The sequence below is a fragment of the Pseudomonas sp. DR48 genome, assembly GCF_019823085.1.
Classification (GTDB): Bacteria; Pseudomonadota; Gammaproteobacteria; order Pseudomonadales; family Pseudomonadaceae; genus Aquipseudomonas.
The window spans coordinates 6,508,349-6,529,366 of the sequence record NZ_CP081946.1; the positions used below are offsets into that span (position 1 = coordinate 6,508,349).

A 21,018-nucleotide genomic window follows, 5' to 3' on the forward strand; every position below is an offset into this window, starting at 1 on the left:
AAACGGTGCCGCCACTGGATCTGAACATGCCGCAATGAAGATGAGTCATGCCTGGTTTTCCTCTTGTTATTGTATTTTTTGGCAAGCCTCGGCCATCGGGAGTCGCTGCGCGCCTCCCGGTCAGGGCCTGCGTTATCAATCTGTCGTGTTAAGCCAATGCCTTACCAGTGCGCACCAAAAGTCTCTCGCAGCTCGTCCAGCGCCACCTGATCGAGCGGTTCAGGCTTGGGATTGCTCATCAGCCAGAGCCGCGCGGTTTCCTCGAGTTCTTCCAGGGCGTAGCTGGCCCTGGACACCGAACTCTCCCAGACCACCGGGCCCAGCCGTTCGAGCATCACGCCGCGAACGCTGTTGGCCAGCTGGGCGACCTGTTCGGCAACCTTCGGCGAACCGGGTCGCTGGTAGCCAATCAACGGGATATGCCCGACTTTCATGACCTGATACGGCGTCAGCGGCGGCAGAATGTCGTCCGCCTGCCAGACACCGGCCAGCGTCAACGCCACCAGATGGGTGGAGTGGGTATGCACCACGCCGCCGACACTTGGGTTGCGGTCGTAGACCTGGCGATGCAGCGCCAATGTCTTTGAGGGCTTGTCACCGGACACCCATTCGCCAGCCAGGTTGACCTTGGCGATGGTTGCCGGATCGAGGCGTCCGAGGCAGACATCGGTTGGGGTGATCAACCAGCCGTCGTCCAGGCGCGCGCTGATATTGCCGGCGCTGCCAACGGTGTATCCGCGCTGATAAAGGCTACGGCCTACCTCACAGATTTCTTCGCGCAGGGCGTTTTCGTTAGTCACTGCACTGCTCACTGCGCACCTCCGGCCGGGGCGAGTTGGTTCAAGGCTTTGCTGAAGAAATCCCGGCCACCGAAGTTGCCCGATTTGAGTGCCAGCGCCAAAGGTTCGTCAGTACTGCTGACGGTCGCGGGTACACCCGGATCGATCTGCGCGCCAATCTGAAGCAGTTGTACGCCCAGCGCCTGAACCACAGCGCCCGAGGTTTCTCCGCCGGCGATCACGAAGCGGCGCACACCGCTCTGGCGCAGACCTTGTGCAATTTCGCCAAAGGCGTTTTCCACCAGACTGCCGGCTTGTTCCACACCCAGTTGCTGTTGCACCGACTTGACCGTTTCCGGTGAGCTGGTGGCGTAGATCAATACGGTTTGTTCGTTATCACGAGCGAAGGCCAAGGCTTGCGCCACCACCGGTTCACCCGCCGCCAAGGCCAACGGATCAATCCGCAGGGCCGGCCGACCGGCTTCGAGCCAGGCCGCCACTTGCCCATTGGTGGCGATCGAAGCACTGCCGGCCAACACCACTTCACCGCCGGACACCGCCGGAAGTTTCGAGGCATCGAGATTGCGCAGCTTGCCGGCGCGACGGAAGTTTTCCGGCAGGCCCAGGGCCAGCCCCGAACCACCAGTCAGCAACGGCAGATCGGCGCAGGCGCTACCGAGGGTATACAGATCGCTGTCCGACAAGGCATCGGCGATGGCCATGCCGACACCTTGAGCTTTCAACTCTGCGATTCGCTCACGTACCGGCTCAATACCGCGGGCAATGGTGTCGTAGCACAACAGACCGACATTCAGGCGGGTTTGCGATTGCAGGACCCGAACCAGATTGGCATCGGTCATCGGCGTCAGCGGGTGATGCTGCATGCCCGACTCGCTGAGCAGTTGATTCTGGACAAACAGGTGGCCGCGAAAGATTGTCCGGCCATTCTCCGGGAATGCCGGGCAGGCCAGGGTAAAGTCGCTGCCCAGTGCAGCCAGCAGCGCTTCGCTGACCTGACCGATATTGCCGGCTGCGGTGGAGTCGAACGTCGAGCAATATTTGAAAAAGATCTGCTCGCAACCTTGCTCGCGCAACCAGGCCAGCGCGGCGAGGGACTGCTCGACCGCTTCGGCGACCGGCGTGGTACGTGATTTCAAGGCAATGACGATGGCATCGGCATCAAGCCCGGCGGCAATTTCCGCGCTCGGGATACCGATGCTTTGCACGGTGCGCATGCCACCGCGCACCAGCATGTTGGCCAGATCCGTGGCACCGGTGAAGTCGTCGGCGATGCAGCCCAGCAGCGGGCGTGCGGTGGATGTAGTCATGGGGTGTTCCTCAAACGGGCTCAGGCTTGGCAGTCGGCAATTCGATGCCCGGGAAAATTTTGATCACCGCCGAATCGTCCTCACGGCCGAAGCCGGCGCTGGACGCCTGCATGAACATTTGGTGAGCTGTGGCCGACAGCGGCAGCGGGAATTTGCTGGCCCGGGCGGTATCCAGTACCAGCCCCAGGTCCTTGACGAAAATATCCACTGCGGACAACGGCGTGTAGTCAGCCTTGAGAATGTGCGGCACGCGGTTTTCGAACATCCAGGAATTACCGGCGCTGTGGGTGATCACCTCATACAGCGCATCGGCATCGACCCCTTCACGCAGGCCCAGCGCCATGGCTTCGGCAGAAGCGGCGATATGCACCCCAGCCAGAAGCTGGTTAATGATTTTGACCTTCGAACCCAGGCCATGGACGTCACCCAGGCGATAAACCTTGCCGGCCATACCAGCCAGGATCGACTCGGCCTTGGCATAGGCGTCGGCCGGGCCCGAGGTCATCATGGTCATCTCGCCAGCGGCAGCCTTGGCGGCACCACCGGAAATCGGTGCATCCAGATAGAGCAAACCCAGCGCGGCCAGACGCTGGCCAAGATCCACGGCATAGGTCGGAGCGACTGTGGCGCAGCCGATCACCAGGCTGCCCGGGCGCAGTGCGGCCACGGCACCACCCTCACCGAACAATACAGTCTCGGTCTGCTCGGCGTTGACCACCACGGTAATGATCACGTCACATTCAGCGGCCATGTGCGACGGCGACGGGCAAGCCACGCCGCCCTCACCGGCGAACTGTTCTGTTACGGCAGCGCGCACATCACAGGCATGCACATTGAAACCGCTGCGCAACAACGAGCGGGCAATACCCAGACCCATCGCGCCCAGACCGACAACACCGACATTCTTGTTATTCATTGGGGGACTCCTGAGAAAAACAGCGGCTTATTCAACGCCGGCAAGGCGTAGACGGCGGGCCGCATTGTAGATATGTGCGCGGGCGGCATACCCGGCGACGAGCGGATAGCCGCGAATAGCCGCGAATAGCCGCGACGATCGCCTGGATATTGGCGTTGGCCGTGACGAAGAGGCCGCGCCCTTGGTAATCAGGTCGTCATACAGGTTGAACAGATAATCCCCCAATGAGCAGATTATGTGAAGTATTTTTTTCAAATAACATTTTTTAACACCATCTTCGAGCAGCTCGTCCCTTCACCGTAGATTCGCTACTATGTTTGCCCGCTTTCCTTTCATGCGGATTTTTACTTTGGAGCCCGGATGCCTAGTCAAAAGGACATCGCCGACGAACGCGGCGCACCGATGATTCCTGAACAGCGCCGTGAGTTGATGCTGCGCCAGTTGCGCAAGCATCAGGTGCTGAGCGTTCATCAATTGATCGACATGTTCGACTGCTCGCACATGACCATACGCCGCGACATAGCGTTGCTGGAGCAGGAAGGCCGTGCTTACTCGGTAACGGGTGGCGTGCGAATCGCGAGCCAGCTCCACAGCGAGCCCAGCCATCAGTCCAAGGCGGTGGTCGAGTTGCCGCAGAAGCAGGCGATGGCCAAGCTGGCTGCGCGGTTACTGCATGCCGACATGACGATTTATCTGGATGCGGGAACGAGCACACTGGAGATCGTCCCGTATATCAAGGCGCTGACGGGCGTGACCGTGGTGACTAACGACTTCGGGATCGTGCAGGCATTGATCGATGCCCCCCATGTCACAGTGATTCACACCGGCGGGCAGTTGGATCACTCCAATCAATCATGCGTGGGTGGACTGGCGGTTGCCACCTTGCGTCAGGTTGTCACCGATATCGCGTTCATATCGACCAGTTCCTGGGATTTGCGTCGTGGCCTCACCACGCCTTCGGCACTGAAGGTGGAGGTCAAACAAGCCGCGATGCAATCGGCTTCGCAAGTGGTGCTGATCGCCAGTAGTTCGAAGTACGGTACTTTCAGTATGTACAAGATCGCCGGGCTGGAGCAGTTCGACATCATCCTCAGCGACGACGCGCTGACCCCGGCCGCGGCCGATGGCATCCGCAAGCAGGGCGTCGAACTGTTGCTACCTTCTGACAGTACCCCGACTTGAGCAGCGGGCCTGGATAAAGCAGAGCCCCTGGCCCCCTCCTCTGTTGCGCCTGGCACGCCATCCAGTCACGTAACAGCGCAAGCCGGCCGATCTGTTGCCACGCGACCGGCACTCCGTCTGCTTTGGGTCGTTTTCAACCGGTCGCGACAGGAAAAAAACGTCCACAAGCAGCCGGTGAACGGAGCGACAGTTAATGAGTAGCTATGATTGGTCTACTGCCGGAACTAATTGAGTAGATTGGGCTTTGCGTCCATGGTGTATAGACACCTTCAGCGGTCACCCGACTGTCACAATGCCCGGTCCAGTCAGGGCTGGACGACAGAACATGGAATGTTATCCACCAAGCCCGTGAAGGTGTTATCACCCCACTTGGGGTCAATTTAGAGTCAGGCCCAAAGAGGAGTCCGCCATGACCGTAGTCGATCGCCTCAGGTATTTGCGCGCCGTACTAGTTTTGGCTGGCCTCGCGTGCCTTGCTCTCTACCCACTTATGTTGGTCTGGCCGTCCGGCTGGGCCTGGCACATCGGTCACTCGGATTACCCGATGATGATCGTCGGCATCTACGCCACACTTGGCGTGTTCTTGATCCTGGCCGCACGAGATCCATTAGCCAATCTGAGCCTGATTTGGTTCACCGTGTGGTCTAGCGCCGTACACGCAGGAATCATGGCCGTCCAGGCGGTCACCCAGCCGGGGCAAATGGGGCACTTGGCAGGTGACGTGCCGGCGCTCTTCATCGTGGCGGTTGCCTTGGCCATCTTGACGCCCCGCTCGCAGTTGGCCGCTCGGCCCCGGACATACAATGGGGCTCGACCGGTTTGGGTCGATTGCTGCCCCTCACAACAGACCCCAATCGGCCAATGCTGCGTCAAAACTCACTGAATACCTCGAAAACAGAGTCTGTTAACCACCCCACTCATCTATTTCAGCTCAGTTCGAATCTCGGTTCCGGGCACAAAATATTTACCGGGATCCTTGGCCTCCTTCAGGTCAACCAAGGCTCGGCAAATACAATGGGAGAATTGTTTCTGTAACGCTTTGGGGTCTTTCCATGCTATTTGCGATGCTTGCAAAGCTTGTCCCTCGGCGGTTTTATAGCAGACACAATTGTCGATTTGGGTGATGCCGTTATTGCTCTGACAAGCAGTGGTCAGCAAAGAAATGGCGATCAGCGTTACGAAGCGTTTCATTGGTTCCCCTCCGAGGCTTGTTGTGAAGGGCTAGCTATAACTAGACCGCAATGGGTCGATAGTGCCTTTGCAGGGTTGGTCAATCGCATGCAAAGCCCGATCTGTTCAATAAGCCCGACAGTAGATGAAAGCTTAGCGCTCATTTTCCATCGCTCCATCCGCTGGATGCTTTTGACTCGCTGGTACTACCCTGCTGCTCTTTGAGTCCAGCCACCGCTAGTGCCTACGAATGCGCCGGCGATCTTGAACATCATCAGCCATCGCGGCCATTGAATGTCGCGCATTGCCTGTTAACGGCGCGGCAGCAGGTGGTGTCCACATTGAATTGTGATCGGTGGCGGACTGGCGACTGATATCCTCGCGAGCATGCAGTGGCGACTCCCAGGCCGATGTCTGAAAGCTCATCCGCTTCAAAATCCGGTTGCCACTCAACTCATGCTTGACCACCGCCAGCAGATGCAACAACACCAGTCCCCCCAGCATGGCGGTACTGTCCTGATGCGCAGCATGGAAGTCGCTCAGCAACTGAGGGTTGGTGATCAGCGGCGGCATGCTCAGCGCGCCAAATACCGTAATCGATCGATCCATCATCAGCACACCCGTGAGCAACACCATCCCCGTTATCAGATAAATCAGGTTATGCACAAAAGTGGCCAATAATTCACCCGACACGACCGTGTGGTGGCGTAGATGATTGATACGCAAAACCACCCGCATCAGGAAAAAGGGAATGAACAACGTTGTCATCGAAATATTAAAGGCCGTCATTATTGATTTCATGTGTGGTGACACATTGAACAACGCGACATAAGAGCCCGTGCATAACGACCATAGAATTACAAACGCAGACAGCCAATGCAGTGCAACTTGCGCCAATGTATATTTATGATGACTCATGACGGTTTCCTCAAACTCGAACTGAGAGAGATTTTTATTCATGTCGCCCTACGATTCATGTCAAACCAGCGCGATACATAAATGCCATTCCCGCCCAACTTTTTTGGACGGGACAACCTCATCGAGCAATTACTACGCCAACATTCAATCAAACAGTCTCGATGGCTGAGAGTCTTGTCAGCCAAGGGTTCCAGCCGTCATCGCGTTTCGTTCGGGACGAAAACCTTGCTGGGGACTGACCCATAATCGGGATAGGTTTACACCGAAAACGAGGGGTAATTGGGTGCTTATCCCCGAACGTATACTTTTATACAGCCAATTATATAAAAGGGCTCTCTAGATCAATGGATACGAGTTCACATACCTGTCTGATAACAAGATATCGAGCCAACAAATACTAATGAGCTAATTTGAAATCCACGACTCATGGACGGGAGACAATTTATTATTGCGACTTACAGTAAAGCAGCCAACGGGGTAAATATTAACCAGTAGCAGAATCACCCTGCTTACAACCTGTTCAGTTTGTGGCAGCAACCGATTGAGTCCACCGTCGGCTGCCGTCCTCCCATGACGGACAGCAATCGGCCAGAAGTGGGCATCGAGAGAACAAACCTTAAAGGGGTTGAAGACCAAGGCCGTCAGCTATTTAAAGCAGCGGTCGTCTAGAACTTTTCCTTATTTATCGGTCTATGTGGATAGGCACATCTGCTCGTTAAGCGCGAATCCGCAGGCTTCCCGCAACCAGATGGCCATAAGTCCCAATGTCAATCAGAGGTTGTCTTCGCTCATGAAATTCCATGACCCACGAATGATGCTTTTAGGCCTGTTCGCGCTCGCGGTAGTGGGCTCGGCATCAGCAACACCGATGAAGACCTCAACCCCTGCTTTCACAACAGAAGTCAAAACTGAATTCACAACCGCTCAGGCCCAGGCCGCCGGCAACCCGTGGCCTTCCTTGGCCAGCATGGCCGGCAAACCGTCAGGGCCATTGCTGGCCCACGACGATGGATACTGGCGTGACGGCCGTTGGCACGATCGTAGAGACGATTGGCGTCGAGACGACTGGCGCAGAGATCAGTGGCGCAGAGAGCAAGCCTACCGAGAAGCCGAACGCCGTCGTGAATGGGAGCGCCGCGAAGATCGGGCGATGCAGCACCGCTACGAGGACGATCACCGCTACTATCGTCGCTAGTGCGATGCCACGGGAGCAATCCGCGGACAACATGGACGTCCGCACACGCCTTTCAGGCTATTCAGCGGCGCCACGATCCGTCGGGCAACTCGACCTGCCGCTGGGCCGTAGCCAAGGCAACCTTCAGCCCTTCCTTATCCAGCGGTATGCAGTAAGCGGGTTTAGCCCGTTCGAACCGCCAGCTTTCATCAAGGCCGCCTGCATTTACCGCGTCGAACCCAATCTCGTCCAACAACTTGATCACCAGGTCTTTCGCTGCCGGATCATCCGCAGCGATCGGGAGTGCGCGTCGGTCGTGCGCTGCTTTCGGACGTGAGTCCTGCACCAGGTCCTGCGCGAGGATCGCATTGAACACCTTGACCACACGGGAGTGAGGCAGATGCTCGGCAAGCAGGCGGCTGGTGGTGGTTTCGAATCGGTCGAGAGCGGCGATGTGTCCGTCGCGCTCCGGGTAGTAATTATTGGCGTCCAGCACGATTTTTCCCTCTAGCCACTTCGCTGGCACGCTTCGGTAATGCTCAAGAGGAATGGCGACGAGTACAACGTCGCCAAATTGTGCGGCCTCCTCGATAGTGCCGACCTGACTGCCAGGAATGCCACTCAGCACGCTGCTCATGGTCTGTGGCCCACGTGAATTGCTGAGCATTGCCTCATGTCCCGCGGCGATGACCAATTGCGCCACTGCCCGTCCGATGAAGCCTGCCCCGATAATACCGATACGCATGTTCTTGCACCGCTGGTTGAGTAAGAGGAAACCATGATGATTGCCAACCAATGGCAGATAAATAATCATCGGCTACTTAGTCTCGCTACCAGGAGTGTTGAATGATGGACCGTCTGACGAGCATGGGCGCGTTTGTGATGGCCGCGGAATCCGGCTCCTACGCCAGTGCTGCCGAGCGATTGGGCCTGTCGCCGCAGATGGTGGCCAAGCATGTGGCCGCGCTTGAACAGCGGCTCGGCGCGCGGCTACTGAACCGTACCACTCGACGCCAGAGCCTGACTGAGTTGGGCAGCGCCTACTACGAACGCTGCAAACACATTTTGAGCGAAGCTCAGGCTGCCGACTCCCTTGCGCAGATCATGAACGATACCCCGCGCGGAAAACTGAAAATCAGTGCTCCCGTAACATTTGGCTCCTACAGCCTCATGCCCTTTGTGACGGAGTTTTTACGTCAACACCCGGAAGTTGAAATCGATCTGCATTTGACCGATCGCTTCGTCGACCTGGTGGAGGAAAGTTACGAAGTGACCTTCAGAATTGGCCCACTGACCTCATCCAGTTTGACCGCCAGACCGTTGGCGCCTTATCGGTTGGTGGCCTGTGCGGCACCCAGCTATCTGGCCGAGCGCGGAGTGCCGCAAATACCGGATGATCTGCAGAGCCATGAGTGTCTGGGGTACGCCTATTGGTCCCGCCCGGCCGACCGCAAATGGGTATTCTGCAAAGACTCCGTCGTTGAACGGGTACAAGTCGCCAGTCGATTGCAGGTCAACGAGAGCAAAGCACTGCTGTCGGCCGCGCTGGACGGGTTCGGAATTGTCCTTGGACCCGAAGACTTTCTTGAGCCTTCGTTGCACAGCGGCGAGTTGGTTCGACTGTTAGCCGATTACGAAGCACCGAGCCGACAAATGCATTTGCTCTACACGGCCAATCGTCAGAGAACCGCCAAACTCCGACGTTTTATCGATGCTGCGCTCGCTCGCTTTGGTGCTGCTTGAGTGGTTCGCAAGCAGACGTTCGCTCAGATATGCAGCCAGGCAAGCGAACCCAACATGACGCCCACACCCGCAGCCCCGAACGAGAGACGCTTGAGCCATTCCTTACGCGTCAGCAAGGTAATGGCCGCCAGTGAAATGGCGATTTGAATCGCGGTCATGGCCTGGGCCCAGCGGTGATGCTGATGCAGCACCTGCTCTGACTTCTCGTCCCACTCTCGCGCCTGTTGCTCAAGTGCTTCGGCCTTCTTGCGCGCCTCCTCTTTTTGCTCCCCGTAGCGCCGCACCTCGGCAACATAATGGGCGGAATCCAGCCCCGGCAGATGACTGGCCAGCTCTGACAGGTTCTGCCGGCTGGACTTGGCCTGGTAGTAGTTCCATTCGTTGGCGGCTTCGGTTTTCTGGATGGCTGCGTTGTTTTTGTCCATGGCCGCCTCGCTCTCCGTCGAGCCCGCCTGATAGCTCATCATGGCGCCCACAGTTGCCATGATCGCCGTCATGACCGCAACCCTGCTGGCAAAGCGATCGCCTTTTGCATGGGCATGATGGGTGGTGTGCTCAATATGTTGCTCGTGAGGGCTGGGGACTTCGAACTCTTCAGTCATGGCTGTCGGCTTTGGATGGGTAAATAGAGAGGGTCGGTATTATGAATGGCGGCTGGTTTTTTAGACACAGGTGACCGGCGGCTTCTGCCTGATGTTGCCTGTCGTCAACGGCAGCAATCGGCTGTTTTCGACCAGTGAACACTGAAGGCTTCATATCGAGTTGAACTGTCACGGTGGAAGCACCATCAACCGTGGATAAAGCGAGCAAAGGAAATCGTAAGAAGCCAGGCACAGGAGGCCTATTCATTCGACTCAACAACGGAGATCATCTCCATGAGAATCGCTCAGATTGCGCCGCTTACCGAATGCTGTCCGCCGCGTCTGTACGGCGGCATTGAGCGGATTGTTTCTTACCTGACTGAAGAACTGGTTCGGCAAGGCCACGATGTAACGCTCTTTGCCAGTGGGGATTCACAAACTTCGGCACACCTGCAGCCAGGATCGCGGCGAGCCTTGCGGCTGGACCCGGACGTCAAGGATGCGATTCCTCATCACATCCTGATGCTGGATCAAGTGATCAGACAGGCGGATCAATTCGATGTGATGCACTTTCATGTCGACATCTATCATTTTCCGTTAATTCGTCGCTTGGCCGGCCGCAGTGTAACCACGCTTCACGGACGTCTGGATATCGCAGACTACCAATCGTTTTACAGCCATTTCCCCGAGGTACCACTGGTCTCGATTTCAAAAGCCCAACGCGAGCCGTTGATCGGCAACGTCAATTGGACGGGCAATGTTTATCACGGGATTCCAGCCGATCTTTTCCCATTCACCCCTGAGCCCAAAGGCGACTATCTGGCATTCCTGGGCCGTATCTCCCCCGAAAAACGTCCGGACCGCGCCATCGAAATTGCCACCAGGGCGGGCCTGCCGTTGAAGATCGCAGCCAAGGTCGACAAGGCGGATCAGCTTTACTGGGACGACGTTATTGCTCCGTTGATCGCGACGCATCCGAACGTCGAATTTATCGGCGAGATCGATGATCACCAAAAGGCCGATTTTCTTGGCAATGCCCGCGCTCTGATTTTCCCCATCGATTGGCCTGAGCCTTTCGGCATCGCGATGATCGAAGCCATGGCGTGTGGGACGCCTGTCGTGGCCTTTCGTCATGGCGCGGTCCCGGAAGTGATTGATGACGGAGTGTCCGGTTACATTGTCGATGACATCGAAGGCGCGGTAGCGGCTATCCAGCGAGTCGATGAGCTCGACCGTCGCAGCGTTCGGGCCGCGTTCGAGGGACGGTTCACGGTCGAGTGCATGACTAACCATTATCTGGAGCTGTATCGTCATCTGACGACGGGCCACAGTACGGGCCAACCCAACACACCTTTCGATGTTCCTGCCTCGGCGTCGTTGCAAGAATTGCGCTTACGCACTCTTAAACATAACGATACTTTTGCGATATTCGACCCTAACGGGGACGTACTGGTTACAGAAGAAAGCCCCCAGGGGCTTTTCCATACCGATACCCGGCATCTGTCGGGGTTCTATCTGACGCTTAACGGGACGCGACCACTGTTGCTCAGTTCCACGCTGCGCGACGATAACGCGATGCTCACATGCGATCTTACCAACGCAGATCTGTTCAACACCCAGGGCCAAAAAATCCTGCACCATGATTTGATCCACCTGCGCCGCTCACGTTTTTTGTGGGAAGGAACATGTTACGAACGACTGACATTGCGCAATTTCGACGAACACCCACATCGCCTGCAACTCAGAATCCAATTCGTGGCCGACTTCAAGGATCTGTTCGAGGTTCGCGGTGCTCGGCGCCCGCAGCGCGGAGAGAGTCATCGGGCGGAAATCACGGGTGAGCAAGTCCTTCTCTCCTACACCGGGCTGGACCACAAGCGGCGCACCACCCGATTACGATTTGACCCGTTGCCAGCCAGTCTTTCCTGCGATCAGGCACTGTTCGACATCGAATTGGCGCCCGGTCAAATCCAATCATTGTTTATGGATATCAATTGCGGCGTTCAAAACCCACCCTATTCAGTGCGTCACGGGTTTTTCGTTTCACTGCGCGATGCCCGGCGCCAGTCACGCACGTTTTCTTCGCGCGCGGCCGCGGTCGTGACGTCCCATGACGTGTTCAACGAAGCGGTCAGTCGGAGCGTTTCCGACCTTTACATGCTCATGACCAAAACGCCCGAGGGCCTGTATCCATACGCAGGTATCCCTTGGTTCAGTACAGTCTTTGGACGTGATGCTTTGATCACCGCGTGGCAGATGCTCTGGCTCGACCCTGGTATAGCCCGGGGCGTACTGGGACATCTGGCGGCCAATCAAGCACTGACCGTCGACCCTGGCGCCGATGCAGAACCCGGGAAAATCCTGCATGAGATCAGGCTAGGGGAAATGGCTGAGTTGGGTGAGGTGCCCTTCCGGCGTTACTACGGGAGCATCGACTCCACGCCATTGTTTGTAATGCTGGCCGCGGCTTATCTGGAAAGGACCAATGACCTGGATACCCTCCGCCGACTCTGGCCAAACATTGTAGCGGCGCTGAACTGGATTGATGAATACGGCGACCGCGACGGTGACGGTTTTATCGAATATGGTCGGCAGTCCGCCGAAGGTCTAATCAACCAGGGATGGAAGGACAGTCATGACTCGGTGTTCCATGCGGACGGTCGATTGGCCGTCGGCCCGATAGCGATCGTTGAAGTGCAGGCTTACGTCTATGGCGCTTTTAATGGTGCCGCCCAAATTGCACGACGGCTTGGTGAACCAACCCATGCTCTACGTTTGAAAGAAAAGGCTCGACACTTGCGCCAGCAGTTCGATGCTCACTTTTTCGACGAGGAACTGGGCACGTATGTCCTGGCGCTGGACGGCAAAAAAATGCCCTGTCGAGTGCGCACCTCCAATGCGGGCCATGCGCTTTTTGCCGGCATCGCGTACCGAAAACGCGCGTCATCGGTCGTGGCGGCGTTGATGGATCGCTCCTCTTTTTCAGGCTGGGGCGTGCGAACCGTCGCTTCCTCGCAGCCACGCTATAACCCGATGAGCTATCACAACGGATCCGTCTGGCCCCATGACAATGCCTTGATCGCGGCCGGGTTCGCCCGGTACGGCTTCCGGCAGGAAGCCGCGCGGATTTTCGAAGGGATTTTTGCCGCATCCACGTACATTGATCTTCGACGGCTTCCGGAACTGTTTTGCGGCTTCCCCCGGCAGCGCACCCAAGGACCGACGTTTTATCCAGTCGCCTGCATGCCGCAGGCGTGGGCTGCTGCAGCGCCGCTTTCGATGATTCAGTCGTGCCTGGGGCTTAGCTTCAGCCCGACCAAACTCAACATCATGTTTGACGAGCCCATACTTCCGGCATTTCTGGACACCATCGCCATTCAGCGCCTGACAGTGGGGACGGAATCGGCTGATGTGATGCTGAGACGTTCAGGAAAGAACGTCATGATCGAAGTCCTTAACCGTCATGGCCCTGTTCGGATTATGAGTACCAGTTAGAGCGCCGATGGGATGAGTGCGGCTCTGTAATGGGCCGACCACCCTGATAGAATCAGGCAATACTAAAATCCAATCCGGCATAGCCCCTCACCCCTGCTCGTCCTAGCATGGCCTCACCTTGTATCTTCAGGAGTGCGCCACATGAGTGCAGCAAAAACGCTCTTCATCACCGGCGTCAGCAGCGGCTTTGGCCAGGCACTGGCTACGGAAGCTCTCGCCCAGGGCCATCGTGTGATCGGCACCGTTCGCAGTGAATCCGCTCTGGCAACCTTCGAGGCACTCTCGCCTGAACGGGCTCATGGGGTGGTGCTGGACGTTACCCACTTCGATGCCATCGACGCAGTGGTCGCCGACGTTGAGGAACGGCACGGCCCGGTGGATGTGCTGGTAAACAATGCGGGTTATGGTCACGAAGGGGTTTTCGAGGAGTCGTCGCTGGAGGAAATGCGCCGCCAGTTCGATGTGAATGTATTTGGCGCGGTGGCAGTTACCAAGGCGTTTGTGCCGTATTTTCGCCAGCGGCGGGCGGGGCATATCCTCAATATCACTTCCATGGGCGGCTATATCACCATGCCGGGCATTGCCTATTACTGCGGCAGCAAATTCGCGCTGGAGGGCATTTCTGACACGCTGAGCAAGGAGCTTGCACCCTTCAACATTTTTGTCACCGCCGTGGCGCCGGGGTCGTTTCGCACGGACTGGGCGGGCCGTTCGATGCAGCGCACGCCACGCAGTATCAGTGACTACGATGCGAGCTTCGACCCGGTACGCAAAGCCCGCGAGGAAAAAAGCGGGCATCAACCGGGCGACCCGCAGAAAGCCGCACGCGCCATGCTGACGATTATCGCCAACCCTGCCCCGCCGACTCATCTACTGCTAGGCAGCGACGCCCTGGCCCTTGTGCGTGACAAGCTGCACCGGACGGCGGAGAGTATTGAGCAATGGGAGACGCTTAGCCGTTCGACGGACGGCTGAGCATATATGGAGAAATTGCAGTCGATGGCCAAACCCAAAGACCCGAGCACCGCACGTATGGTGCAGTTGATGGGCCAGCTTGCGCCGCTGGAGGGTTACAACCTGAGCCCGCTGGATGATGTGCGTTTTCTGCGTTCCAACCGACCGCTGACGCGCACGCCGGTTTTGTATGAGCCAGGCATCGTCATCCTCTGTCAGGGGCAGAAACGCGGTTATCTGGGTGACGACATTTACGTCTACGACGCCCAGCACTATCTGGTGGTGTCGGTGCCGGTGCCCTTCACGATGGAGACCGACGCCAGCGAGGCCGAGCCAATGCTGGCGGTGTACCTGCGTCTGGATTTCACCCTGGTCGGCGAGCTGATTCAGCAGGTGGATGAGGTATGGGGCGTCAGCGCGGCTCAGCCGATGGGCATGTACGCCTCGCCCATGGATGAACTGCTCGGCCAGTCGACCCTGCGTTTTCTGGAGGTCATGAGCGATCCCACCGACGCGCAAATCCTTGGCCCGGCGATGCTGCGTGAACTCTACTACCGCATCCTCACCGGCGAACAAGGCGGCACCCTGCGAGCTGCCATCGCCCAGCAGGGCCAGTTCGGCAAGGTGACGCGCGCCATTCACAAAATCCACAGCTGTTACCACGAGCACCTGGATGTCGAAGCCCTGGCCCAGGAAGCACAGATGAGCGTGCCTAACTTTCATCTGCACTTTCGCAAGGTGACCGAATCCTCGCCGATGCAGTACCTCAAGTCGACACGGTTGCATCAAGCGCGCTTATTGATGCTGCGCAATGACCTGACAGCAGCCAGATCGGCGTTTCTGGTGGGCTATGAAAGTGCTTCGCAATTCAGCCGCGACTTCAAGCGCTTCTTCGGCCGTACACCGTTGGCGGAGGTGGCGAGGATGAAACGGACCTATGCGTTGCCGGCACCGACAACCGCTTCGCCTTTCGTGTCATCACACTGAACTTTCATCAGCCCTGCCTTGCCCCGCGACCGAGCGGGAACGCTCCCCTCCCATAGAGAACCGTCATGTCCATCCGCCCTTTCACGCTTGCCATTACCACTGAGCAACTAGACGACCTTGACCGACGCCTGCGCTCTTCACGCTTACCGGACACCTTGGCAGCCGATAGTTGGGAGGACGGTACTGCGGTGAGTTTTCTTGCGCGCCTTCTGGATTATTGGAGCAACCAATTTGATTGGCGCATTCATGAGCAGCGGATAAACCAGTTGCCACAGTTCATGGCGGAAATCGACGGCGAGAAGATTCACTTCCTACACCAGCGGGGCGTTGGGCCAAAGCCCATGCCACTGATAATTACCCACGGCTGGCCGGGCTCTTTCCTGGAGATGGAACGGTTGCTTGCGCTTCTGACCGATCCTGCAAAATACGGGGGGCATGCCTCAGATGCCTTTGATGTAGTCGTGCCATCTTTACCAGGCTACGGTTGCTCCCCTGCTCCGACCAAAGCGGGTATCAGCTCCAAGCAAATCGCAGGACTATGGGCATCGTTGATGGGAGAGCTGGGCTACGATCGATTTGGCGCTCAGGGAGGCGATATCGGCGCGGGTGTATCAATGTGGCTCGCTCGTAACCACGGCCCCAACTTGATAGGTGCCCATCTCAATTACATCCCGGGTAGTTTCAGGCCATTTCTGGGGACGGGCCAAGACGCCTTGAGCGAAGAAGAACAGGATTTTCTGAATCGAAGCAGCCAGTTCGCGGCGACCGAAGGTGCTTACGCAGCTTTGCACGGGACCAAACCTCAAACCCTGGTTTTTGCACTTGCGGACTCGCCAGCGGGCCTTGCTGCGTGGATTATCGAAAAATTCCACTCATGGGTAGATCATCCCGACGATCTTGAACAAGTGGTGCCGTTTGACGCTCTCCTCAGCGATATATCGCTTTATTGGTTCAGCGGGAGCATTCAAGCAACCTTGAGGCTATACAAGGAAAATCGACTTAATCCGCTCGTTTTCGAAGCCAATGAGCGAGTGGAGACTCCGTTGGGAGTTGCGTTATTTCCGAAAGAATTGCCCATGCCACCGCGCAGTTGGGTCGAGCGCGTTTTTGACGTCCACCGTTGGGAATCTATGCAACGTGGCGGTCATTTCGCAGCGCTGGAACAGCCCGAAATCCTTGCTGAAGAGATCAGGGCATTCTTCAGGCCTTTAAGGGGCTAGATCCATCGTAATTCCATGACGTGCTATGCGTGCAATTAGCGAGCGCCGGGGGTATCGGGCCCGATGGCTTGGTGCCTGGGACTTGAGCCCATCTCTGAGGCCCGCGCCAGTGCTTGCGTGTCGACATATTCTCGAATGTTCGTCAGCTTGCCGTTGCGAACAGTGATGGCGAAAACAAAATAGTCTTCAAATGTCCTGTTCGTGGCTTTGACCTTTCCGGTAGCGACGCCGACGACCAGAACCCGGTCTCCCTGCGCTACGAACTCTGGGGGCTCCGGGGATGAAATCTCCATCTCTGTGGAAGCCTTCTGAAGCAAGTGCGCCAATCCCGCGTGGCCGCGGTACGTGCCAGCGAGCGGCCAGCCCTCTCCCGGAATGATCCACTCGATATCTTCGGCAGCCAGCGCTAGCAGAGCGTCCCTATCGCCGCCGCCTATTGCTGCAAAAAAGTCCTTCGCAATCTGGATGTTTTCTTTAATGCTCATAAAGACCTCTGCGTTGCAAATCAGCCGGGGACGAGGCCAAGTTGTTGCTGCATGGCGGATGCCTCGTTGTAGCAATGGAAAGAGACAACCTTTCCATTTTCGAGACGGAAAACATCGCAGGACGGGACATCTATCGTCTTGCCCGTGGGAGCCAGAGTCCCGGAGGCAAGAGGCAGATCACCTTTGTGCGTTCCACGAATTGCGAGCTCGACAACGACAACGTCTCCCGCGACGTGGATGTCAAACAACTCACGGTGTACATCGGGGAACGCGCTTATCAGACTCGCGATAGACTCGCCAATGGCCTTCCCGCGAAACTTCATGCCGGAAGCCATATCCCACATGTACCCTTCCTCAGAGAACATGGAGACAAACTTCTCGATATCCGTTCCTTGCCCTTCTGCGGCGGCGCAGAGTTCTCTGATTATTTTTTCATTATTAAGCATGGTCACTCCTTATCTTCATGATTAAGCACTTAAGAAATCGACTATGTTTTGGACCTGTCGGTGAATGATGTCGGTGGCTTGACCGACATCAGCACCGCATCAAAATTTGCGATCAGTCGAACTTGACCAAGTCCTTGAAGATCAGTTGACCCCAAGTATTTCCGCGCGCCTGCACAAGCAGTCCACCTTCCGAAAGGCCGCCAAGTTTGATCGGCGAGAAACCGAGATTTTCCGCAAGCGCACCAACCTCCTCTGCGGCGCCGTCATCGTCGCTCGCCAGGAACACGACTCGCCGGCCACCCTTCACGGCCGGATCTTGACCAAGGACGCCAGCGCCCAAATGATTGAAGCCCTTCACCAATTTTGCGCCAGTGAAGGCCTGCGCGAGGAACCTGGAAGAAGGCTGTCCTCCCAGTTCATCGGGGGACACGCCGTAGGCATTGGTCACATCGATGATGGTCTTTCCCTTCCAGGTCGGCAGCGCCTTTGCGACATCCGGGTGCGACTCGAAACGGACGGCCAAAAAGATGATGTCCGCCTTGACGGCTTCCGCCAGTGTTTTAGGAATGATCTGGGGTCCGATCGCGGCCGCTGTGGAGGCAAAGCTTTGCGGGTCGCGCGTGGTTGCAACGGATACTTCGATGCCGTTGCGGGCAAACGCCTTGGCCAGGGCCTGGCCGATATTGCCGAAGCCGATAATTGCGTAGCTCATATATTCTCCTCAGGTTTACCACGCCCGGCTGCGCCAAATAGCGGGCCGGGCGTGGTGAGTCAGATTTGCGCCAGGCCGCCGTCGACGGCGACCTCACTGGCGGTCATGAAGCTGCTGTCCTGCGATGCGAGAAACGCGGCTGCGGCTCCGATTTCCGCCGGCTCGGCCATGCGCTGGAGTGGATTCATCGAGGCGAAGACCTTCATGCCTTCCTCGCCTAGCGCTGCCTTCGCGAGATCGGTCGCAGTCGGCCCGGGCGACAGCACGTTCACCCGGATGCCGGTACCCTTCAGGTCCTCCGCCCAGGTCCGCGCGAGGTTGCGCACCGCTGCCTTGCTTGCGCTGTAGACGCTGAATGCCGGAGCGCCCGTGGTGCCGGCGCTCGAACCGGTCAGGATGATCGAGCCGCCCTGGCCCATCAGCGGCAGCGCCTTCTGGACGGTGAAGATCGTGCCCTTCACATTGGTGTCGAAGGTTTCGTCAATGTGTTCGGCGGTGATGTTGCCGAGCGCAAGCGGGCTTCCCGCCCCGGCATTGGCGAAGACGATGTCGAGGGTTCCGCGTTCGGCCTTAACCGCCGCGTAGAGTCGGTCGAGGTCGGCCTCAGTGGAGACCGAGCCCTTTACTGCGCGGGCATTGGGCCCGAGTTCGGCTACGGCAGCGTCGAGCGCTTCCTGCCGGCGACCGAAGATGAAGACGAAAGCGCCCTCTTCGATGAAGCGCTTTGCTGCGGCGAGGCCGATGCCAGTAGCGCCGCCGGTGATCACGGCGGTCTTTCCATTCAATCTGGTCATGTCGTGCATCCTTCGTTGGAGTTTTACCCAAGCAGGAAATTGCTTGCTTGAGAACGAGGATGCGGCTCTGATAACCTAAGGGCAAGTATGCACCTTTTGGTAAGTATCAAAAAATGACGACGAATTCTGAAATCTGCGGCACCGGTTGTGGGCTCAACGCCACGCTACGCATCATCTCGGGCAAGTGGAAACCACTGGTCTTGTTTTTCCTGCGCGACGGCCCGAAGCGCTACGGCGAACTCAAACGTTTGATCCCGGGCGTGAGCGACAAGGTGCTGATCCAGCAATTGAAGGATCTGGAAGCCGACCGCGTGCTGGCGCGGAACGACTACAAAGAAGTGCCGCCGCGCGTGGACTACACGCTGACCTCGATCGGTCGCAGCCTGGCTGAAGCGATCATCCCCCTGTGCACCTGGGGAACCGAAAACGCGGCGGAAATGGCAAGCATCTTCGCCGAACGCGACGCTTTGGCCTTAGCCGCATGCTGAAGAAGGAATCCAGCCCCTATGGCTAAGGCTTTTCCTTTGCGCGCCACTTTCCCGGGGGCATACCAAATCTGCGGGAAAATATATTGGAGAAATGGGCTTGATCTGCAAACCCGCACTCCAGGCCTACTTGAGAAATAGAAAAATCAGTTTGCTCCAGGAGTACTTTGGCTCGGGTCAATCTCGCAAGCTGAAACCAATCACGTGGAGAGTGGCCCGTAGCATTCTTGAAAGCCCGGGAGAAATGACTTCGTGACAAGCAACACTCGTTGGCTACAGCCGAAATCTGAATGCCGCAATCAAGGTTTTCCATCATGACTTCTTTAGCTTTTCGCTCCTGCCAGTAACTCAGTCTGCCTCGCTCGTTATTGGTCGCTATGAGTCGCGGATAGAGGCCTTCGATCGTCATAATCTGTTCAGCGCTAAATCCAACAGCATCGATAACGATAGATGCCGGGTAGCCACCGCCCTGGCTGGGCTTGAAGACTTCGACCGTGTCCACGTCGCTCATCGTGACCTCTAAATATGGAAAAAGAGGTCCATTGTGGCCGGCATAACTTTGACGAAAGCGCTTGATCGGGCCGCCTATGCGCCCGTTTGGGCCAGAACGTTAGCGGGTTTTGCGCAGCTCGCTCGGAGTTAGACTCAGGTAGCGCTTAAACAATCGGGCAAGGTAAGAAGGGGATTCCAGACCTACCGTCAGACTGATCTCGAGGATCGACAGTGAGGTGCAAGAGACAAGCCTGGCAGCAGTTTCCACCCGAGTGCGGTTAGTGAAATCCAGCAGGGTTTCGTCCGTAACCGCTTTGAAAATACGCGTAAGGTGACGCCGTGACAGGTGAAACTCATGCCCAATCGACTCAATATCCAACTCTGTTTCCAGATTCTCCCGAATGTATCGCTGTATTTCGCGCACCAGAGTGGCCTGCTGCAGATGTTCACTCGGCTGCGGTTGTGCCTGCTGACAAGCGATAACCCGCGTGCACTCCTCGAAGAGCAGATGATTGAGATGGGGTAATTGGCGCTGAAAGGCCTCCGTAGATACACAGCCCTGAAGTTGGTCATGCAAGCGCAAGATACTTTCCAGCGCTTCGGTTCCTTGCCAGATCCCCGATCGATTTACCTGTTTGGCGAAACCGCGGTAACCGGACTTCTGTCCTTGGTGTTTGACGTATGAGGGGTCGACATACAAGGTCATATGTTTCTCCCGCCCCGGAGCCGCTTGGGTTGCATGTGCAAAGTCGGCTGGCACAAAGGAAAACGACTGGCGCGAAACGTGAGAGGTCTGGCTACCTTCGGTCGTTAGAAATAGCCCACCCTGGCGTGGTAACAGCAGCATATGACAGTCGTGGGCGTGCCAATCCACGGCGTAGCCACTGGTATCGCTAGTCTCCAAGTGAAACACTTCAGGCGACTTACTATTGAGCTTGGGAGACATATAGGCCATTAAGTGGGCGCCTTAATACAAATGCCCAGATGCAATAGCCTCATCGGGACGGGTCTAGACTGCGAGTATGGACTGTCGGTAAAAATAAACTTGCATCGTTATCATACATACCTGCCCAGCGTGGCACGACCGAGCTAGAGCGTTCCCCTTAATTTTCAGTGCCTTCTGCCCATGTCCAATTACTGCTTCGTTGGCGTTACCA

21 protein-coding genes and 1 pseudogene are annotated in these 21,018 nt (G+C 57.1%); 9 read left to right on the top strand and 13 right to left on the bottom strand.

Features of this window, described 5'->3' with window-relative positions; all coding sequences use genetic code 11:
- Positions 1 to 161: 161 nt before the first annotated feature.
- Genes K5K95_RS29385 through ltnD form a run of 3 tightly spaced genes read right to left on the bottom strand, consistent with a single transcriptional unit; the run spans position 162 to position 3,023 of the window.
- Complete coding sequence (locus K5K95_RS29385) at positions 162 to 800, bottom strand: aldolase (protein ID WP_222587333.1); 639 nt, start codon at positions 798 to 800, stop codon at positions 162 to 164.
- Positions 801 to 808: 8 nt separating this feature from the next.
- Complete coding sequence (otnK, locus tag K5K95_RS29390) at positions 809 to 2,107, bottom strand: 3-oxo-tetronate kinase (RefSeq protein ID WP_222587334.1); 1,299 nt, start codon at positions 2,105 to 2,107, stop codon at positions 809 to 811.
- Between the two features lie 10 nt (positions 2,108 to 2,117).
- Entirely contained in the window at positions 2,118 to 3,023 is a 906-nt protein-coding gene (gene ltnD, locus K5K95_RS29395; protein WP_222587335.1) for an L-threonate dehydrogenase, read from the bottom strand.
- A 360-nt stretch (positions 3,024 to 3,383) separates the two neighbouring features.
- Between ltnD and K5K95_RS29400 the strand changes: the two genes are divergently transcribed.
- Both K5K95_RS29400 and K5K95_RS29405 read left to right on the top strand, forming a co-directional pair.
- Positions 3,384 to 4,205 carry a DeoR/GlpR family DNA-binding transcription regulator gene (locus tag K5K95_RS29400; protein ID WP_222587336.1) on the top strand — a complete coding sequence of 274 codons (822 nt, stop codon included), beginning with the start codon at positions 3,384 to 3,386 and terminating at the stop codon, positions 4,203 to 4,205.
- Between the two features lie 409 nt (positions 4,206 to 4,614).
- Positions 4,615 to 5,016, top strand: a pseudogene (locus K5K95_RS29405) (DUF6632 domain-containing protein); the annotation flags it as partial.
- Between the two features lie 110 nt (positions 5,017 to 5,126).
- Here K5K95_RS29405 and K5K95_RS29410 read toward each other — a convergent pair.
- Both K5K95_RS29410 and K5K95_RS29415 read right to left on the bottom strand, forming a co-directional pair.
- The gene (locus K5K95_RS29410) at positions 5,127 to 5,396 is read right to left on the bottom strand and encodes a hypothetical protein (RefSeq protein ID WP_222587337.1); all 270 of its coding nucleotides are present in this window, start codon (positions 5,394 to 5,396) and stop codon (positions 5,127 to 5,129) included.
- Positions 5,397 to 5,612: 216 nt separating this feature from the next.
- Positions 5,613 to 6,335 carry a cytochrome b gene (locus K5K95_RS29415; RefSeq protein ID WP_261398097.1) on the bottom strand — a complete coding sequence of 241 codons (723 nt, stop codon included), beginning with the start codon at positions 6,333 to 6,335 and terminating at the stop codon, positions 5,613 to 5,615.
- A gap of 748 nt (positions 6,336 to 7,083) precedes the next feature.
- On the opposite strand from K5K95_RS29415, the gene K5K95_RS29420 reads away from it, so the two are divergent.
- A complete protein-coding gene (locus tag K5K95_RS29420; protein WP_222587338.1) occupies positions 7,084 to 7,488 on the top strand; it encodes a hypothetical protein in 405 nt (134 codons plus the stop codon).
- Positions 7,489 to 7,549: 61 nt separating this feature from the next.
- On the opposite strand, the gene K5K95_RS29425 is transcribed toward K5K95_RS29420, so the two are convergent.
- Entirely contained in the window at positions 7,550 to 8,212 is a 663-nt protein-coding gene (locus K5K95_RS29425) for an NADPH-dependent F420 reductase (RefSeq protein WP_222590465.1), read from the bottom strand.
- A 101-nt stretch (positions 8,213 to 8,313) separates the two neighbouring features.
- On the opposite strand from K5K95_RS29425, the gene K5K95_RS29430 reads away from it, so the two are divergent.
- Complete coding sequence (locus tag K5K95_RS29430; RefSeq protein ID WP_261398098.1) at positions 8,314 to 9,210, top strand: LysR family transcriptional regulator; 897 nt, start codon at positions 8,314 to 8,316, stop codon at positions 9,208 to 9,210.
- Positions 9,211 to 9,233: 23 nt separating this feature from the next.
- Here K5K95_RS29430 and K5K95_RS29435 read toward each other — a convergent pair whose 3' ends face one another.
- Complete coding sequence (locus K5K95_RS29435; RefSeq protein ID WP_222587339.1) at positions 9,234 to 9,812, bottom strand: DUF4337 domain-containing protein; 579 nt, start codon at positions 9,810 to 9,812, stop codon at positions 9,234 to 9,236.
- Between the two features lie 273 nt (positions 9,813 to 10,085).
- On the opposite strand from K5K95_RS29435, the gene K5K95_RS29440 reads away from it, so the two are divergent.
- The 4 genes from K5K95_RS29440 to K5K95_RS29455 all read left to right on the top strand — a co-directional run bounded on the left by K5K95_RS29440 (position 10,086) and on the right by K5K95_RS29455 (position 16,447).
- Positions 10,086 to 13,286 (top strand): glycogen debranching N-terminal domain-containing protein, encoded by a 3,201-nt coding sequence (locus K5K95_RS29440; RefSeq protein ID WP_222587340.1) that lies wholly within the window; start codon positions 10,086 to 10,088, stop codon positions 13,284 to 13,286.
- A 141-nt stretch (positions 13,287 to 13,427) separates the two neighbouring features.
- On the top strand, positions 13,428 to 14,261 hold the full coding sequence (locus tag K5K95_RS29445; RefSeq protein ID WP_222587341.1) for an oxidoreductase: 834 nt from the start codon (positions 13,428 to 13,430) through the stop codon (positions 14,259 to 14,261).
- Between the two features lie 24 nt (positions 14,262 to 14,285).
- Entirely contained in the window at positions 14,286 to 15,227 is a 942-nt protein-coding gene (locus tag K5K95_RS29450; protein ID WP_222587342.1) for an AraC family transcriptional regulator, read from the top strand.
- Between the two features lie 65 nt (positions 15,228 to 15,292).
- Complete coding sequence (locus tag K5K95_RS29455; protein WP_222587343.1) at positions 15,293 to 16,447, top strand: epoxide hydrolase family protein; 1,155 nt, start codon at positions 15,293 to 15,295, stop codon at positions 16,445 to 16,447.
- Between the two features lie 35 nt (positions 16,448 to 16,482).
- On the opposite strand, the gene K5K95_RS29460 is transcribed toward K5K95_RS29455, so the two are convergent.
- The 4 genes from K5K95_RS29460 to K5K95_RS29475 form a co-directional block, all read right to left on the bottom strand.
- Positions 16,483 to 16,932, bottom strand: coding sequence for a nuclear transport factor 2 family protein (locus tag K5K95_RS29460; RefSeq protein ID WP_222587344.1), 450 nt, complete (start codon positions 16,930 to 16,932; stop codon positions 16,483 to 16,485).
- Positions 16,933 to 16,952: 20 nt separating this feature from the next.
- A complete protein-coding gene (locus K5K95_RS29465) occupies positions 16,953 to 17,378 on the bottom strand; it encodes an ester cyclase (RefSeq protein WP_222587345.1) in 426 nt (141 codons plus the stop codon).
- A 112-nt stretch (positions 17,379 to 17,490) separates the two neighbouring features.
- Positions 17,491 to 18,090 carry an NADPH-dependent F420 reductase gene (locus K5K95_RS29470; RefSeq protein ID WP_222587346.1) on the bottom strand — a complete coding sequence of 200 codons (600 nt, stop codon included), beginning with the start codon at positions 18,088 to 18,090 and terminating at the stop codon, positions 17,491 to 17,493.
- A gap of 59 nt (positions 18,091 to 18,149) precedes the next feature.
- The gene (locus K5K95_RS29475) at positions 18,150 to 18,884 is read right to left on the bottom strand and encodes an SDR family NAD(P)-dependent oxidoreductase (protein ID WP_222587347.1); all 735 of its coding nucleotides are present in this window, start codon (positions 18,882 to 18,884) and stop codon (positions 18,150 to 18,152) included.
- A gap of 113 nt (positions 18,885 to 18,997) precedes the next feature.
- Between K5K95_RS29475 and K5K95_RS29480 the strand changes: the two genes are divergently transcribed.
- Entirely contained in the window at positions 18,998 to 19,372 is a 375-nt protein-coding gene (locus K5K95_RS29480) for a winged helix-turn-helix transcriptional regulator (RefSeq protein WP_222587348.1), read from the top strand.
- A gap of 22 nt (positions 19,373 to 19,394) precedes the next feature.
- On the opposite strand, the gene K5K95_RS29485 is transcribed toward K5K95_RS29480, so the two are convergent.
- Together K5K95_RS29485 and K5K95_RS29490 are read right to left on the bottom strand one after the other, a co-directional pair.
- Positions 19,395 to 19,880, bottom strand: a complete 486-nt coding sequence (locus tag K5K95_RS29485; protein WP_222587349.1) for a helix-turn-helix domain-containing protein — start codon at positions 19,878 to 19,880, stop codon at positions 19,395 to 19,397.
- Positions 19,881 to 19,979: 99 nt separating this feature from the next.
- Positions 19,980 to 20,816, bottom strand: a complete 837-nt coding sequence (locus tag K5K95_RS29490; RefSeq protein WP_222587350.1) for an AraC family transcriptional regulator — start codon at positions 20,814 to 20,816, stop codon at positions 19,980 to 19,982.
- Positions 20,817 to 21,018: the final 202 nt, after the last annotated feature.